The 17,675-nt window shown below is 56.1% G+C and carries 12 protein-coding genes; 10 read left to right on the top strand and 2 right to left on the bottom strand.

Annotated features, from left to right (window positions below):
* The first annotated feature begins 237 nt into the window (after positions 1–237).
* The 3 genes from M0G74_RS07645 to M0G74_RS07635 all read left to right on the top strand — a co-directional run bounded on the left by M0G74_RS07645 (position 238) and on the right by M0G74_RS07635 (position 6,040).
* Positions 238–1,326: a Glu/Leu/Phe/Val dehydrogenase dimerization domain-containing protein gene (locus M0G74_RS07645; RefSeq protein WP_248215906.1), complete on the top strand. Its 1,089-nt coding sequence runs from the start codon at positions 238–240 to the stop codon at positions 1,324–1,326.
* A 301-nt stretch (positions 1,327–1,627) separates the two neighbouring features.
* Complete coding sequence (locus tag M0G74_RS07640) at positions 1,628–4,489, top strand: pitrilysin family protein (protein WP_248215905.1); 2,862 nt, start codon at positions 1,628–1,630, stop codon at positions 4,487–4,489.
* A 255-nt stretch (positions 4,490–4,744) separates the two neighbouring features.
* Positions 4,745–6,040, top strand: a complete 1,296-nt coding sequence (locus tag M0G74_RS07635; RefSeq protein WP_248215904.1) for an amidohydrolase family protein — start codon at positions 4,745–4,747, stop codon at positions 6,038–6,040.
* An 89-nt stretch (positions 6,041–6,129) separates the two neighbouring features.
* Here M0G74_RS07635 and M0G74_RS07630 read toward each other — a convergent pair whose 3' ends face one another.
* Positions 6,130–6,855 (bottom strand): SIMPL domain-containing protein, encoded by a 726-nt coding sequence (locus M0G74_RS07630; RefSeq protein WP_248215903.1) that lies wholly within the window; start codon positions 6,853–6,855, stop codon positions 6,130–6,132.
* A gap of 94 nt (positions 6,856–6,949) precedes the next feature.
* Entirely contained in the window at positions 6,950–8,128 is a 1,179-nt protein-coding gene (locus M0G74_RS07625; RefSeq protein ID WP_248215901.1) for a hypothetical protein, read from the bottom strand.
* A gap of 86 nt (positions 8,129–8,214) precedes the next feature.
* Here M0G74_RS07625 and M0G74_RS07620 point away from each other — a divergent pair, with 86 nt between their 5' ends.
* The 7 genes from M0G74_RS07620 to yfcC all read left to right on the top strand — a co-directional run bounded on the left by M0G74_RS07620 (position 8,215) and on the right by yfcC (position 17,661).
* On the top strand, positions 8,215–8,655 hold the full coding sequence (locus M0G74_RS07620) for a VOC family protein (RefSeq protein WP_248215899.1): 441 nt from the start codon (positions 8,215–8,217) through the stop codon (positions 8,653–8,655).
* Between the two features lie 70 nt (positions 8,656–8,725).
* Entirely contained in the window at positions 8,726–9,844 is a 1,119-nt protein-coding gene (locus M0G74_RS07615; protein ID WP_248215897.1) for a hypothetical protein, read from the top strand.
* Positions 9,845–9,914: 70 nt separating this feature from the next.
* Positions 9,915–10,589: a GntR family transcriptional regulator gene (locus M0G74_RS07610; RefSeq protein ID WP_248215895.1), complete on the top strand. Its 675-nt coding sequence runs from the start codon at positions 9,915–9,917 to the stop codon at positions 10,587–10,589.
* Positions 10,589–10,897: a DUF6122 family protein gene (locus M0G74_RS07605; protein ID WP_248215894.1), complete on the top strand. Its 309-nt coding sequence runs from the start codon at positions 10,589–10,591 to the stop codon at positions 10,895–10,897. The genes M0G74_RS07610 and M0G74_RS07605 overlap by 1 nt, the downstream gene beginning before the upstream one ends.
* 251 nt (positions 10,898–11,148) lie before the next feature.
* Positions 11,149–12,555, top strand: coding sequence for a Type 1 glutamine amidotransferase-like domain-containing protein (locus tag M0G74_RS07600; protein WP_248215893.1), 1,407 nt, complete (start codon positions 11,149–11,151; stop codon positions 12,553–12,555).
* A 702-nt stretch (positions 12,556–13,257) separates the two neighbouring features.
* Positions 13,258–16,068, top strand: a complete 2,811-nt coding sequence (locus tag M0G74_RS07595) for a TonB-dependent receptor (RefSeq protein WP_248215892.1) — start codon at positions 13,258–13,260, stop codon at positions 16,066–16,068.
* Between the two features lie 144 nt (positions 16,069–16,212).
* Positions 16,213–17,661 carry a putative basic amino acid antiporter YfcC gene (yfcC, locus tag M0G74_RS07590; protein WP_248215891.1) on the top strand — a complete coding sequence of 483 codons (1,449 nt, stop codon included), beginning with the start codon at positions 16,213–16,215 and terminating at the stop codon, positions 17,659–17,661.
* The last annotated feature ends 14 nt before the right edge of the window (positions 17,662–17,675 follow it).

Genomic DNA, 17,675 nt, shown 5'->3' with positions numbered 1-17,675 from the left:
TGCCAAATACATGACTAATTCAAAGTAACGATTTTTGCAGGTTTGATCATCCTAAAATATCTATAATTTTGGGATGTAAATGATACTGTTTGGTCTATTGGCGCAAAGATCGCAATGCGCGTATTCCGGCACTGGCTATATTCTTAGGGACCTAGAATAAAGCACGGCAGTAGACGGAGCCGACAAAATTGGCCGAGTCTGACGCCGCCGTAAAACCGGCCTCCGGAGAGGATTGTAATGAGTATTTTTTCCCATCCCGCGTACGACAACCATGAAGAAGTTGCCTTTTACCACGACGCTAAAAGCGGCCTGAAGGCGATTATTGCGGTTCACAATACCAACCTGGGTCCTTCCCTGGGTGGTTGCCGCATGTGGCCTTACGCCGACGATGCCGAAGCTCTGAACGACGTCCTGCGTCTGTCTCGCGGTATGACCTACAAATCTGCCATGGCTGGCCTGAAACTCGGCGGCGGCAAGTCCGTCATCATCGGCGATCCGCGCAAGCAGAAAACGCCGGAACTGCTGCGGGCCATGGGGGACTTCCTGAACACCCTCGGTGGCCGCTACATCACCGCAGAAGATTCCGGCACCAGCGTTGCCGATATGAAAATCATCGGTGAGCGCACCAAATTCGTATCCGGTGTGATCGCCGGCCAGGAACATGGCGGTGACCCGTCTCCTTCCACTGCCTACGGCGTCTTTGTTGGTTTGAAAGCGGCGGTCGCGCATCGCTGGGGCCGTACCGACCTGAGCGGCCTGAAAGTGTCTATTCAGGGCGTGGGCAATGTTGGCTTCCGCCTCGCTAAATTGCTTAAAGAAGCCGGCGCTGAACTCTTTGTTACCGACATTTTCCAGGACAACGTAGATCGCGCGGTCAATGAGCTGGGCGCAACCGCGGTTGGCGCAGAAGAAATTTTCGACCTGGATGTAGACCTGTTCGCGCCTTGCGCCCTGGGTGCCATCCTGAACGACAACACCATCGATCGCCTGAAAGTGGGTGCCATTGCCGGTGCCGCCAACAACCAGCTGGCCGAAGCCCGCCACGCGCAAGTGCTCAAAGAAAAAGGCATTCTGTACGCGCCGGATTACGTGATCAATGCGGGCGGTATCATCGACGTTTACTACCAGCAGCTCGGCCAGGAGCAGGGTGAGTACAACGCCGATCAGGTGAAAGCGCACATCGAAACCATTGGCACCACCATGCAGGAAGTTTTCCAGCGCGCCGATGAAACCGGTGAAACCACGGCACACGTTGCCGATCGCATTGCGGAAGAGCGCTTCGGACATGAGGACGCCCTGAACAAGGCGGATTCAGCGGCGGCGTGATCGCATTAGGGGAGCCCGGCAGGCGCTCCCTGTTTCGTATTCGATTGATATTTGAACGGTTTTCCTCTGACGACATCATCGTCTCTCTGTGAGGTATTCTTCGGGCGCTACGGCGCCCGTTTTTTTGCCTACACTAATACCCGCGTGACCACATTGCCTTGTGGCTCTTTTGCAAATTGACGTTTAATCGGCTTTCCAACCAGCAAAGCGCCGGATTTTTTGTGGTGAATGATGAGCAGCTGTCATGCTCCCCGCCGCTGAAAAATACAAAATCAGGATAAGTGACTCAGGATAAGTGACAATGGATATGCGAACCGCCTCTGGCCGTCTGGCCCTGCGACTTACTCTTTGCGCTGGCCTAATGGGGTTGTTGTCGGTGTCTGGTTGTGACCGGCATCCGTCATCTAGCGGGGACGATGAGAAGGTTCACAAGGCGCTGACTGCGGATAAAGAAGCCGCCGCCAGTAGCAAAGCGGCAGCTAGTGGTAACGAGGCTTTTGTTCAGCCGCCAAAAATCGAGCTGCCATTTCACAAAGAGGTGCTCAAGAACGGCCTCACGGTCATTGTGCACGAAGATCCCAAGGCGCCAGTGGTGGCGATCAATATCTGGTACAAAGTGGGCTCCAAAGATGAGACCCGTGGCAAGACCGGTTTTGCCCACCTGTTTGAACACCTGATGTTCAACGGCTCGGAAAATTTCCCCGGCGAATATTTCGAACCCTTCCAGCGCTCTGGTGCCACGGATATGAATGGCACCACCAACAACGACCGAACCAATTATTTCGAGACGGTGCCCAAGGGCGCGCTGGATATGGCGCTGTGGATGGAGTCGGATCGTATGGGGCACTTCAAGGGTGCCATCAGTCAGGAAAAACTCGACGAGCAGCGTGGCGTTGTAAAAAACGAAAAACGCCAGGGGGAAAATGCGCCCTACGGTAAGGCATTCGATGAGATTGCCACCAATACCTTTCCCTCCGATCACCCTTATTCATGGACCACCATCGGCTCCATGGAAGACCTGGATCAGGCCAGCCTGGAAGACGTCAAACAGTGGTTTACCGATTACTACCAGCCAGCCAATGCCATTCTGGTGATTGCCGGGGATATCACCGTTGCCGAGGCCATGGAAAAGGCGCGTAAGTACTTCGGGAGTATCCCCAGTACCTCGGTGCCGCCGGAACTGAAGAACTGGGAGTTGCCCTCACAAGTGAACAAGCGCCTGGAGATGACCGACCAGGTGCCGCAGACGCGGATTTACTATGTGTGGAATGTGCCGGCCATTGGCAGCAAGGAAGAAAATGCGCTGGATTTGATGACGTCGCTGCTGGCCAATCGCAAAAATTCCCTGCTTTATCGCCGCCTGGTGCGCGATGAGCAGGTGGCGACCAGTGTCAGTGCTTTTTACTATGGCCGGCAGCTGGCGGGACAGTTGTTTATCATGGTGGATTTGAAGCCCGGTCAGTCTGTCGAAAAAGTGGAAAAGCTCCTGGATGAGGAATTGCGCGAGTTCGCCCAGTCTGGCGTGAGTGCGGATGAGCTGCGCCGTATCAAGCAGAGCGAATTTGCCAGCCTGGTGAAGGGGCTGGAAAAAATCGGTGGCTTTGGTGGTAAAACCGACATCCTTGCCCGCTCCGAGTTTTATTACGACGACCCCGGTGCCTTGGTCAATGGCTTGGGGAAATACGCACAGGTATCGGCGTTTGACGTACAGAATGTCGCACAGAAATGGCTCAAACCGCAGCATTTCACCCTGGTAATCAGTCCCAAAGACGAATACGCGGTACGCGAAGAAGATGTTGATCGCAGTCAATTGCCTGCGGTGGACCCGACTGTGGAACTGGAGTTGCCGGAGCAGCAGGCCTTTACCCTGAAGAATGGCCTGAAGGTAGTGCTCGCCGAGCGACATGACACCCCGGTGGTGTTTATGAACCTGCAGTACCGCAGCGGTGCTTCAGCGGATGGGGACAAGCCGGGATTGGCTTCGGTTGTGGCGCGCATGCTGAGCGAAGGGGCAGGAGATTACGATAGTCTCGCTTTCAGCGCCCGTCAGGAAGAGCTGGGGGCGGGGATAGGTGCCAGTAGTGGACTTGATTACAACTCAATTAGCTTCAGTGCCCTGAAAACCGAGCTGGAACCGTCACTGGAACTGTTCCGGGACGTGATAACCAGCCCGCTGTTCCCAGAGAAGGATCTGGTGCGGGTGAAATCCAACTGGCTGGACTCCATTCGCCAGGAAGAGGCTCAACCCCAGGGGTTGGCGATGCGTAAATTGCCACCGCTGTTGTTTGGTGAAGATCACCCCTACGGTGCGCCCCTGACCGGATCGGGCACTCCGGAGGCTGTTGAATCCATTACCCGGGAAGACCTGATCACCTTCCAAAATACCTGGTTGCGCCCGGACAACGCCCAGCTCACCGTTGTCGGCGATGTCACCAAAGCGGAAATTGAGAAGCTGCTCAATGAAACCCTGGGTGGATGGCGCACACCCAAAGAACCGCTGGCCACGCTGGAAATTCCTTCAGTGGAGCGACCTGCGAAGGCCCGTATTTTCCTGCTGGACCGCCCGGGCGCACAGCAGAGTTATATTATGGCGGGGCTGGTAATGCCTCCTTGGCGCGCGGAAGATGCCGAGGCGTTTAGTGCGATGGCCTCAGCGATCGCCGGAAAATTCACTTCGCGACTCAATATGAACCTGCGGGAAGACAAGCACTGGTCCTACGGTGCCCGTGCGGTATCACTGGATACGGAAGCCCAGCGCCCGTACATCGTGTTTGCCCCGGTGCAAACCGATCAGACCGCACCTGCCATGCGTGAGCTGTTGAAGGAGTTCCGGGAATACCTGGGCAAACGCCCCATCGAAGAAAAGGAGCTGAAGGACTACCAGGACGATGAAGTGCTCAAGCAGAGTGCGCGCTTCCAGACCAAGGGACAACTGCTTTCCAGTATCGCCTGGCAGCTGGAAAAAGGGTTGCCACCGGAGTATATCGCTGAATATCCGCAACGGGTCAGTGCCCTGTCGAAAGCACAGGTTGAGGCTGCAGCCAAAGAATATCTGGCACCGGACCAGTTCACCTGGGTGGTTGTGGGTGACCTGGACAAAATCCAGAAAGACATCGAAGCGCTCGGGATCGGGCCTGTGGAAGTCTTGCCGGCTTCGGAATAATTCCTTCGACCCGCAAAAGCCCGGTGCGCAAGCAACCGGGCTTTTTTTATGGGTGACGCATGCGGTACATTGGCGCAGCCGCTTCCCGCGGGAATTGAATAATAATGGGCTGACACCCTGGTGAGCCCCATAACAGCTGGATCCGATATGTTTGCATTATTTAGCAATAAAACGTCAGTAACGCACTCTCACAGGGGGCGCTGCGAAGGGGTGAAAGCGTCGGTGCCATTGGTTTCCTTGTTGATTTTTTTATTGATGTCCTTGCTTTTCGTTGGCGGCGTCGCGGCACAGGAAGGCGGTGCGCAGCAGAAAGGGACGGGGCAGGGCAATATTGCGGTACATGCAGGTTGGCTGTTCGACAGTGAAAAAGGCCGGCTACTGGAAAAACGCACGGTGCATATTGTCGATGGTCGCGTGGAGTCTGTGGAGCGGGGCTTCACCCGGCGCAGTGGCGAGCGCCTGATCGACCTGAGTGCCTTCTCGGTGCTGCCCGGGTTGATGGATATGCACACGCATCTGGCCTATGAATACGGGCCGAGCACCTACACCGAAACGTTTACCTGGAACCCTGCGGATTACACGCTGCGTGCGGTCAATACTGCGGAGCGCACCCTGCAAGCGGGTTTTACTACCGTGCGCGACCTGGGGGACAGCGACAACGTGACCGTCAGTCTGCGCAATGCCATCAATCGCGGGGATATTATCGGTCCGCGGGTGTTTACCGCCGGTACCGCGATTGCCACGACCGGAGGTCACGCCGATCCCACCAATGGTTACCGACACGATTTGATGGGGAGCCCCGGGCCCGCAGAGGGCGTGATCAACGGTGAAGCCAGTGCCCGCGAGGCGGTGCGCCAGCGTTATAAAGACGGTGCAGACCTGATCAAGATAACTGCCACCGGGGGCGTGCTGAGTGTGGCCAAGAGCGGTCAGAATCCGCAGTTTATGCAGGATGAAGTGGAAGCGATTGTGGCGACGGCCAGGGATTACGGTTTTACGGTTGCCGTGCACGCGCACGGCAAGGAAGGGATGGAGCGCGCCATTCGTGCCGGTGTGGATTCGATTGAACACGGCACTTACATGGACGATGAGACCATGGCATTGATGATGCAACACAACACCTGGTATGTGCCGACCCTGATGGCCGGGGATTGGGTCACCCAGAAGTCCAAAGTGGAGGGCTTTTTCCCGGAGATGGTGCGCACCAAGGCTGCCGCCATCGGTCCGCTGTTACAGGATACCTTTCAGCGCGCCCATCGTAAGGGCGTAAACATTGCGTTCGGTACCGATACCGGGGTCAGTCGCCATGGTGACAATGCCCAGGAATTTGCATTGATGGTGCAGGCGGGCATGAGCCCGGCAGATGCCATTCGATCTGCCACTTGGAATGCAGCACAGTTGCTAAATGCACAGGATGAGCTGGGTAGTATTGCGCCGGGGAAATGGGCGGATATGGTGGCCGTGATCGGCAATCCGCTGGAGGATATCACGGCGCTGGAGCGTATCCGGTTTGTGATGAAGGGTGGGGTGGTTTACAAAACCCCCCAGTAAAAACAAAAATCCCGGCAATTGCCGGGATTTTTGTAGGGTGCTATCCGTTTTCCATATTCCATAATTCATGGTGCTATGGAAAGCAGGCATTATTTTTCGAGTTCAAACACCAGCTCCAGGTTGACTGAAACCGAGGATTCTCCCGGTGCAATCGGGGTGCTGGCGCTGTCCTTGGCCGATGCCATCTCGGCGCGCATCATGGGGCGGGGCATGCCGCCACCGTGGCTGCCTTCGGAGATGCTTACAATTCTGCGCACCTTGGTGCCGAGGGATTTTGCGTAGGACTCGGCGCGCGCTTTGGCCTGTTCAAGGGCCTTCTCCCGGGCTTCTGCCAGCAGGGGCTCCTGCTCATCAATGGAAAAGCTGGGGCCGTGAATCTGGTTGGCACCTTCCGCTGCCAGCGCGTCGATCACCTTGCTCAGATCATCCAGTTTACGCACGGTAATGCTTACGGTGTTTCGCGCTTGGTAACCGACAATCTGGCGTTCCCGGTTTGGTTGATAGTCGTAGCGCGGCATGAGATTGATACCGCTGGTCTGCACATCTTTTTTGTCGATGCCCGCCTGTTTAATGGCTTTCATCAGTTTTTCCATCTGCTCCGCATTGGCCTGCATGGCCGCATTGCTCTCGTCTGCCTCGGTGACCACACCGGCCGAGATATCGGCGATATCTGGTACCTGGCTGGCTTCTCCCTGGGCGGAGATGGAAATCAGGGTGCCGGAGGGGCGTTTCTCGGTGTCGTTGCCACAGCCTGCCGTCAGGGCCACAAGGCCTGCGAGCAGACCGGCGGAGAACAGTTTCAGAGTGTTTTGCATGGCGAATCCTTACTATTGCCAGTGATACTTCTTTGTCAACGGCGCCCATTGTTGCGCCGCGAAGATGAACATCCGGTGAATGCGGTGGAATTAACTAGGTAAACAAACGCGCGAAGGTTTCATCTTGCGGATGATAGAGCGCAAAGCCCAGGCGCAATAACTGCTGGCGGCGGTCACACAGAACGTTTTTTGTGCGCAGTTCGGCCTGCAGTTTCTCCGCATTTTCGGCGCTGCCGCAGCGGAAGGTAAAAAAGTGTCCGTGGCCATTTTCCAGATCGTGTGCGATCAGGTTGTCGCGATTCAGCAGCGGGTGCTGTGCTGCGTCCATGGCCGTAAGAAAACGCTGCTGATTTTGTTGTACGTAGTTATGGATGCTATCCACGGTAACACCATCCCCGGCGTAAAGGTCGAGCACTGCGAGCGCCTTGTACAGGGGCGAGTAATCCATGGTGGCACCGGCAAAACGCAGCCAGTTATCGCCAAAGCCTACGCCATCCGCACGGTTTTCCAGTTCTGCCATTTCTGCAAACCAGCCGGTATTCAGTGGGCGCAGCTGGCAGCCGCGGGGAATCGACATAAAACACATGCCTTCGCCGGCACCCAGGTACTTGTATGAACCCGCGGTGTAAAACACCTTGTCGGCGATGGCGCTGAGGTCGGTGGGGCGGGCGAAGAAGGCGTGGTAGCCGTCAATCACCATTTCGGTGCCTTCGGGTTTGCGCTCGGCCAGTGCCAGCAGTTCCGGGAAGGCGACGCCGGAATCGAAAAAGACCTGGCTGGCATAGGCCAGCTGGTAGTTGCCGCTTTGCAGTTCCCGCTCAAAGCGTTGCGCAAGAGTGTCAAACGGCTGGGTGGGGATACGTACCACTTCCACGTTCGGCAGTTCTTCCAGTCGCAACAGCTGCCGGGCAAAGCTGTAGAATTCGCCATCCGTCGTCAGAATGCGCAGCGGTGCCTTGAGGTCGAACGCGCTGAGCAGACGGTACACCAGCTCGTGGGTGTTGGGCGCCAGCGCAATCTGACCGGGGTCCGGCAGTTTCAGGGCATTTGCGATACCCCGCTGGAAGGCTGGTATCTTATCCCCAAAGACTTTGTCCCACTTGCTATCGGCCATTTGCGCGGCGTCCTGCCAGTAGTCGTTGACGGCGCTCAGGGTGACATCGGGCCAGAAGTGATGGGAGTGGCACGCCATGTGCAGAACCGGCAGGTCACAACCCGGGGCGGCGGCTTTTTGGGCCGCTTGTAAAAATTGTCGATAGTATTTTTGGTACATTTCGCTCTGGTAACTTTTTCAGGGGTGACTAAAGTGGTCACCAATTTGATGTATCGGGATTGTAATCCCGCAAAGGAGGCGTTGCAGTGGAATATTTGCACACTATGGTGCGAGTCACCGACTTGGATGAATCTCTGGCGTTTTATTGCGACAAGCTCGGCCTGTATGAGGTCAGCCGCAATGAATATGAGAAAGGCCGCTTTACCCTGGTGTTTCTGGCTGCGCCTGGCGATGCGGACATGGCCAATGGCGACAAGCGCCCGTGCCTTGAGCTGACGTACAACTGGGATCCGGAGAGCTACACCGGTGGCCGCAATTTCGGTCACCTCGCGTATCGTGTCGACAATATCTACGAGACCTGCCAGCGGCTGATGGACATGGGGGTGACCATCAATCGCCCGCCGCGCGATGGCCATATGGCATTTGTGCGTTCACCGGACAATATCTCCATTGAGTTGTTGCAGAAAGGTGAGGCGCTGGCGCCGCAGGAGCCCTGGGCTTCCATGGCCAATACTGGCGAATGGTAACGGGTAGAAGGACACTGCTGAGCGGAAACGGCAGCACGCGGTAATAGCAGCGAGAGTTGACGAGCGAAAAATGGCGAAAGTGAAGAAGTTTGGAAACTGTGTTGTGCTGGCCGGGGCCAATGCCGCGCGCCAGATTCAGCAGCAGGGGCTGCAACAGAGCATGGTCTCCACGCTGGTGGGAGCATCTGGCGGCCCCAAGTGGCTGTCGATTAGCCAGCTGGATCGGGTGCTGATTGGTGAATTTTTCCGCGAGCGCACCACGCCCATCGCTACTCTGGGGTCGTCCATCGGCAGCTTTCGCAATATGTGTTACGCGACAGCGAATCCTATGGCTGCCCTGGAAACCCTGGAATACGGCTATGTAAACCAGAGTTACGCCAGCGACCGCCCGAGTCCTTCGGAGATCACTGCGGCTGGCGAGAAAATTCTGCTCGAGGTGCTGGGCGGAGAGGGCGCTGCGCAGGTGGCATCCAACCCGGTATGGCGCAGTCACTTTGTCACCGTGCGCGGTCGTGGTCCGCTGGCCAGTGAGAAAAAAGCGCTGCTGGCACCTGCGCTGCTGGCCTCGGCGCTGGCCAATGCCATCTCCCGGCGCAGCCTAAGCGCCTTTTGGGACAGGGTGGTATTCCACTCCGGCAGCGCGCCTTCGGTGGCGTTTCGCAACCTCTCTACCGTCAACACCCCCCTGAGCGCAGACAATGTGTGCCCTGCGGTATTGGCCAGCGGCTCCATTCCGCTGGTCATGGCGGGTGTACCGACGCCTGCCGGTGCGCCGGCGGGTAACTACCGGGACGGGGGCATCACCGACTACCATTTCGACCTGGGCTTCGAGCACCCGCCGGGGCTGGTTCTCTATCCCCATTTTTTCCCCTACATGGTGCCGGGTTGGTTCGACAAGAGCCTGCGCTGGCGCTGGGTGCGGGGTGGCGCCATGGATAATGTGGTACTGGTAGCGCCGTCCCCAGCCTGGGTTGCCCAATTGCCGTTCGGCAAAATCCCGGATCGGGACGATTTTGTGAAGCTCTCCACCGAAGAGCGGCTGAAATACTGGAATGCGGTAACCGAAGCCGGTAAACAGGTAGCAGAGGATTTCTTCGAAATGTGGCAAACTGGCGCCATTGCCGACGAACTGATCGAAGTCGGTGGCAATCAGGCGCCGCACAAGTTGGCGTTGGCAATGTCTGCCTGAGCGCTCTCAGTAACAGCGCCGGCTGGCAGACAGCATCGATTCGTCTGAATCCAGTAATACGGGGCTGCAAGTGAGAGACGCCGAGTTTACCGAACCGCAGGAAGAGTTCCGCACCACCCAGGAAAGGGTCTATTACCAGGTGCGCGATGCCATTTTGCGCGGGCAGTTTTTACCGGGTAAAGCCATCACCATTCGCGGACTGGCGGCAGAGCTGGATTGCAGCCCAATGCCGGTGCGCGAAGCGCTCCGACGGCTGACATCTGAGCGCGCGCTGGAGCTGTCGGATACCCGGCGGGTCACCGTGCCTAGCATGACCCGGGAAAAACTGGACGAGATCTGCGCGGCGCGTGTTGCTCTGGAGTGTCAGGCGGCGGCGCAGGCGCTGCCGTTTGTTGATGAGGATGCGCTGAAGCGGTTAACCGCACTGGACGATCGCGTGACCGCTTCACTCGCCAAAAAGGATATCCAGGAATACGTGGCCGCTAACCTGGAGTTTCACTTTACCCTGTACCGCCTCGGTCACCCGCATATCATCCTCTCCCTGATCGAAAGCCTCTGGTTGCAGACCGCGCCTTTGCAGCACCTGGTATTTCAGCGCTTTGGAGTGCAGGAGTTGCCTGATCGACACCAGGACCTGATTGCTGCCATTGCCAAGAAAGACGAGCAGCTGGTGCGCACCGCCATTCGCCAGGATATCGAAGAGGGCCTGGGATCCATTTCTGCTGAAGAGTTGTTGCCGAGCTGATGTTCAGTTACTTGCATATTGTTTTACATTTTCTCCTCCCGCTGGCCATTGCCTGGTTTTTTTTCCGTAGTGATTGGAAAAAGGCCGCACTGTTTATGCTGGCGGCAAACCTCGTGGACCTGGATCACCTGCTGGCGAGCCCTGTATATGACCCGGGTCGTTGCAGTATCAATTACCACCCGCTACACACCATGTTTCCCATTTCCTTTTACGGCGCCATGATGTTTCTACCATGGAAGCCGGTACGTTGGTTGGGCATTGGTCTGGTGATACATATGCTGCTGGATGCTATTGACTGCGGAATCTGAGTCGCGCTTGCCTGGAGGGTCTGCAGAAACGGCGTAAAGTATTCACGCTTCTTTTGCGTTTCTTTTTACGCTTCTTTTTGCCGTTCTTTTCGCGGTTCGTTGCATACCCATGCACGCCTTTCTTCAAAAATGTTCAGTTTGCGCCGCAAACTTGCCTGTTTTTTCCCTCCTGACCGCAGGCGACTGTTTGACTGCGGTAGCCGGGGTACTCTTTATCGGCAAAACAATAATGAGCCGAAAAGGAGAACTCCATGCGATTTAAATATTTACTGACCCTGTTGCTCTTGCTGATGAACCAGGTTGCACTTGCCTGCATATCGACGGAAAGTGAATCCAATGACGCTGAATCTGATGCAGACGGCCCCCTGTGTTCCGGGCAAAGCGTGGTCGCCGGTATCGGCAGTCGGCGCGACCAAGACTGGTATTATTTTAACGTCACGACGCCGGCGGACCTGAGCATTTCACTGGCCCACAGTAGCGCTGACGATTTTGATTGGCACCTGTATGACAGTGCCTCTCGACTGTACAGCGCGGAAACGGGCAATAGTCCGGAAAGCGCGACTGTCTCGGTCACCGGTGCTGGCCTCTACACCTTGAAAGTTACTCGTTACGCTGGACGTGGTGACTACACCCTGGACGTGCATGGTATCCCCGACGGCAGCAGCAGTGGCGGTAGCAGTGGGGGTGGCAGCAGCGGCGGAAATGGTGGCGACCTTTGCGATGTCGGTTTACGTCCGGCCAAACCCGGAGGGCTTACCCGCTATATTTCCGGGAATGAGGCCGATATTTGTGTGACGCAAAGCACCGGAGGCCTTCTGGTGATGGGCGGCGGGTCCGATGTGGACAATGCATTTACCCGCCGAGTCAAACCACTGATCAGCGGTGGGGATGTCGTCGTTCTGCGCACCAGCGGCAGTGACGGCTACAACGATTATCTGAAAAATTTGTTGAATGCAGATTCGGTAGAAACGCTGATTGTCGATCGCCAGCAGTACGCCAATGATGAATATGTCATCTGGGCTGTGCGCTCTGCAGAGTTTGTCTGGATTGCCGGAGGGGACCAGTCCGATTACCTCAATCAGTGGCAGGGAACCGCGTTACAGGTTGCCCTTGGAGAGGTGTTGGCGAGGGGTGGTGTACTTGGTGGTACCTCGGCAGGCGCTGCGGTTCAGTCAGAATATATCTATGACCCCGATGGCGTCCTGGGCGCTTACTCTTCGGAAGCGGTCAGTGACTTGTGCCATGAAAATATCAATATTTCCAGCGGCTTCCTTGCCAGTCCGGTGATGCAATCGGTGATCGTTGATACCCATTTTGCCGAGCGTGACCGCATGGGGCGTCTTATGGCGTTTATGGCAGGTCTTCCAGCCGGAACACTGGGGATTGGCGTCGATGAGGCGACCTCGATTTTCATTGGCGCGGATGGCAGTGGGGTCGTCGATGGTAGTGGCGATGTCTATGTACTTGCGGAGGATGCCCAGACATCGCGTACCCAGGCGCAATGTGGTGCCCCGGTGATCTATGAAGGTGTGTTGCGATACAAGCTTTCCGAGTTTGATGCGTTCAATTTTCTGAATGGCTCTACCAATGTGACGCCCAAGCGTATCGGTGTGGATGGTCGCTCGGGCAATTTTTATATCAACCAGCCGTACCAGTAACTCCAACCCTTAATGTAGGCTTGAACTGCATTCAGAGATGTTCTGATTGATGTTTGTTTTAAGACGAAAGTCTTAGATGCGCTTCGAGTCTTCAGGCCGGGGAAGGTAATCCTTTCCCGGCTATTTTTTTGCACCAGGGTTTCACGTTTAACGCACCGTGGATATCTCTGTTCCCATCGGTGCGTGCGCAGATAATTCGGTTGTGGTATCGGATCTGCAGAAAATTACTTTCTGTCGAATTTATGCTTTACAGTATTTTTTCGACGTGATAAAAAATGTGTGAAGTTTGCTAGATAAACCCTTACATCAGCCAACTCTGAATCATTTTAAAGCGCCATGAATAAAAGCAATGTGACTACTGCTGTTATTGAGCGCTGCTCTTCCGACTACCATCTCAGCGAGTGGTTTGACGAGTAGCTTGCCCACCTCGGTCTGACCGGGGGCTCGACGCATAGTGTGTGCCGTCGAGCACAGGGAAGCTATAAGTTGGATATTACTCCATCCCCTTATTGCTCACCGTTCATCTGATTGACGTTCAGTCTCAACAGCTTTGGGTTCTTTTACCTGTGGCTTGAGGTTGTCTGTTTTTCCCGGATTCAGGCCGGCGAATTTCCATGGCTCTGCAATGGGCCATCGCCGCACGCAACACATAAGAATCACAGAGAATCTAAAGCGGGAGCTTCGCTCCCAGAGGGAATAAAAATGGATAACAGAACCCAGTTATATAAGGCTATTCGCCTTGCCATCGGTTGTTCGCTATTCGGTACCAGTGCGATTGCGTTTGCGCAGGAGGTGCCTAAACCGGTGGACGAAACGGTTGAAGAAGTTGTTGTTACCGGAACCCATATCAAGGGCCTGGATACGGAAGGGACGGTGCAGGTAGTGCAGATTAACCGCGACGATATCGAAGCGTCCGGTGCGACGTCCGCAATTGAGGTGCTGCAACGCCTGACGCAAACCGGCGGTGGTAGCGGGACTTTCTCTACGGCCACCGCAGGTGTGATTGCTGGTGATACGCCAGTGGGCGCCTCCGGGGTTTCTCTGCGCGGACTGGGTGCCAGTTCGACTCTGGTTCTGGTGAATGGTCGCCGTGTTTCTGTCAGTTCGTTTGCGAAAGGGCAGGAGTCTTTCGTTGACGTCAACTCCATTCCTTTGTCCGCAATTGAGCGTGTCGAAGTGCTGCCCAGCGGTGCTGCGGCCACCTACGGTGCCGATGCGGTAGCCGGGGTAGTGAACTTCGTACTGCGGGACGATTTCGAGGGGAGCGAAATAAGCCTGACGCATGGCAACTCGACTGCTGCCAGTGATGAAGGCAAGTACAACCTCAACTGGGTATGGGGGCGGCAGGGGGAGCGCAGCCACACCATGATTGTTGCAGACCTGTATTCCCGAAATGCACTTTATGATCGCGACCGTGAGATTACCGCAAACTCCATTCGCCCCAGTCAGCAGGGGGTTTACCCGAGCTTCAATGATTTGTGGCTGATGTATTACGATCAGACACAGGGCCCGGCGGACGGAGGGTGTCCCGAGGCGCAATTCAAGTCGGGCTCTTTTGGTGAATACTGTGAGTTCAACACCAATGCGGTGGAAGCGACGCAGGATGAATATGAAAGTGCCAGCGTGGTGGCTACGTTCAATTATGACATCAGCGAGCGCCTTGAGTGGTTCAATACCTTGATGCTGCAGGCCAGTGAATCATTGGGGACTTCGTCGCCCGCCAACTTTTCTCGTGCCCCTTTTGATCCGGAAAGCCCGCTCTGGCCGGATGCATTGAAAGCCGAACTGGTAGAGGAAGGATCTTTCCATCCGGACTACCCTAGCAGCGATTTCAGTGATTTTTACGGTTTTCCCATTTACGCCTGGGGTAAATTTACCGATCCGCGCTCAGTCAAAGTTGAAACGCAATCCGCACGCCTGGTCAGCGGATTGCGTGGGGAAGTTTCTAGCTGGAACTGGGAGGTCGCCGCGAATCTGGGGCGCAGTGAGTCGGAGCAGCGTGGTATTTCCGGACTGTACAACTCGGAAGCATTCTTTAATGCCAGCCTGGGGAATCTCTGCAGCGACGGTACCGTGGTTAACCGCTGGGATCTGGATCTTGTGCGGCCGGGTGCCAGTTACGGGGCGGGAGAAACCTGTGAGGACATCGGTAAAACGACCGCCTGGTACAACCCCTTTAATGGCCAGACGGATCAGCCCGACGCGATTGATCAGTTTGTCAGAACTGATGCGCGCCGAGGCGGTGTGTCAAATCTGTATGCGATCGACGGCAACATTTCGGGCAGCTGGCTGGAGTTGCCGGCTGGCGCAATCCAGGTAGCCTTCGGTGGTGAGTTCCGTCGCGAGACCGTTCAGGACACTCCCTCTGGAGAGGCGGTTTCCACCACGCTGAATCCCGAACCAATTCTCGGCTTCAGCTCCACCTCTGCGGATGCCGCTCGCAATCAGTGGGCCATTTACACCGAGCAGATGATTCCACTGGCAGCCAATACCGAGCTGCAGCTGGCACTGCGCTACGACTATTACGATAGTTTTGGTGGCGATACCAACCCCAAAGTCGCTTTGCGTCATGCGTTTTCCGATGCTGTTATTTTCCGCTCCAACTGGTCGACGTCCTTCCGTGCACCGTCACTGGCGCAGGTTGGTGCCGGTACGCTGCTGTCCAGCTACCGGGTGGATTGCTCGGAAACCGCCGAGGCCTGTGATGGGGATATGACCGAGAGTGGTGAGTTTCTTTTCTCTGAAGAAGTGAGCAATGACGCGCTCAAGCCGGAAACCGCCACCACCTGGGGCGCGGGCTTCCTGCTGAAGCCTTCGGAAGACACTGAGATCACCATCGATTACTGGAATATCGAGCACGAAAATCTGATCGGTGTGGAAGAGGATGATTTCATCCGTCGGGCATTTGCGGGCGAGTTCCCGATTGTCGGTGAAGGCGAATTGCCGACCGGACAGGCCGGCCTCGAAGTCAGTAATGGCTTTGTGGTGGATGGTCACTTCCTGTTAACCAACCTCGGTTGGCAGAAGACCAGTGGTGTGGATATGGCGGTAACCCAGTATCTGGACACGGACAACTGGGGAAGTTTCCGCCTGACCCTGGACGCTACCTACATGGCGGAGTTTGACAAGTTGCCTTCGGCAACCAGTGGTGTGATCAGTGAGGCTGGCGAATACACCTATCCTCGCTGGCTCGCCAATACATCCCTGCGCTGGCGTTACCAGGAGTGGTCCTCCACTTTGTCTGCGCGCTACACCCACAGCTATGCCGATGATCCCGACCCAAGGGTTCGTGAGGCAGCAAATCTTCCTGAGTTTGTGGAAGTCGACAGCTGGACTGTTTTCGATTTGAGCGTCAGTCGGGATTTCGATAGCGGTAGCTGGTTGAGTCTGCGGGTTAACAACCTGTTGGATGAAGAGCCTCCGCTGGCGTATGGCACCAGTGCCAACGTGGATTTCTTCAACCACAACTCCATGGGGCGTTTTTACACCTTGAGTTACGGTTACACCTTCTGATCGGCGTCTCACAGGAGCTGATCTCGGCGGGCTCGCGGAGCGGGCCTGCCGAACCTTTTCTCATATTTGCGGTATCTTCCAATGCATACAAGTGAAGTAAAAGTCAGACACACGGTAGGGCAGCCTTCAGCGAGCGCCTGGGCTATGCCCGATACCTATCTGATATTGCTGGTTGTGGCACTGCTGGCGTTTGCGCTGAACTTTCTGATACCGGCCGGTACTTTCGACACGGTGACCCGGGTAGTGAATGGCGTGGAACGTACGGTGATTGACCCCGCCAGCTACCAGAGCGCGGGTGATGGACCGGCGGGGATGGCTTTTTTTGCCGAGGGCGGCGAAATCGGGTTACTCAATTTTGCGTTTGAGGGAATGGTGTCTGGCACCAAGTGGGGTGCTTCGATCGGCGTATTTGCGTTCATCCTGCTGACGGGGGGCGCCTTTGGACTGGTATTTGCCAGTGGCTCTGTCGAGCGCGGCCTGTTTCAGGTCATTGCGCGCAATCGCAAGGCCGGCCATTTTTACCTCGCGATCCTCTGCTTCCTGTTTTCCCTCGGAGGGGCCGTGTTCGGTATGGGAGAGGAGGTCATACCCTTTACTTTGATCCTGGTACCGCTACTTGTTTCCATGGGGTACGACAGTATTACCGCGCTGTTGGTGACCTATGTGGCAACACAGGTGGGTTTTGCCACCTCGTGGATGAATCCATTTGGCGTAAGCATCGCGCAAGGTATCGCCGGAGTGCCTTTGATGTCCGGCAGTGGCCCGCGGATGTTGCTGTGGTTACTGGCCACTCTGGGCCTTTCTGTTTACACCATGCTGTACGCGCGCCGGGTACAGGTGCGCCCGGGAGTATCGCTGGCGTTTGATTCGGACAAGGTCTTTCGGGATCAGTCTGCTGCTGCCGGCAGGCTGCAGAGCATGGTGCGTGGTGATGGCTGGGTACTGTTGCTCTTTCTGGCGGGTATTGCGTGGATGATCTGGGGAGTGGTGGAGCGTAGCTATTTTCTGCCGGAAATCGCGTCTCAGTTTTTCACCATGGGCATCGTGATTGCGGCGGTGGCCATTGCATTTGGACTCAACGGCCTTACACCCAACAAGGCGGCGAGCGCATTCAAAGAGGGTGCACAACAGCTGCTGCCTGCGGCTATGGTTGTCGCGTTTGCCAAGGGTATCGTTCTCTTGCTGGGCGGCGATGACCCCCAGGGGGCCAGCATTCTGAATACGGTTCTGCATGCGGCAGGGAATGGCCTGGCCAACTTGTCTGGCGCAGTTTCCGCCTGGTTTATGTTGGCATTTCAAACCGTATTTAATTTTTTCATTACTTCGGGTTCCGGGCAGGCGGCATTGACCATGCCCATCATGGCTCCGCTGGGAGACCTGGTCGGTGTCACCCGACAGACCGCGGTGCTCGCCTTTCAGTTGGGTGATGGACTCAGCAATATCATTGTGCCTACTTCGGCATCGCTGATGGGTTGTCTGGGGGCGGCGCGCCTGGACTGGGGAATCTGGGCACGTTTTGCGCTGCCGCTGCTGGCCGGGTTGTTTCTGCTGGCGTCTGTTGCCGTGCTACTTGCTGCTGCCGTGGGCTTTTAAACGAATTCAAGTTG

It is taken from the genome of Microbulbifer sp. CAU 1566, assembly GCF_023156515.1.
Classification (GTDB): Bacteria; Pseudomonadota; Gammaproteobacteria; order Pseudomonadales; family Cellvibrionaceae; genus Microbulbifer.
This window is presented reverse-complemented; position numbering and strand designations above follow the sequence as displayed.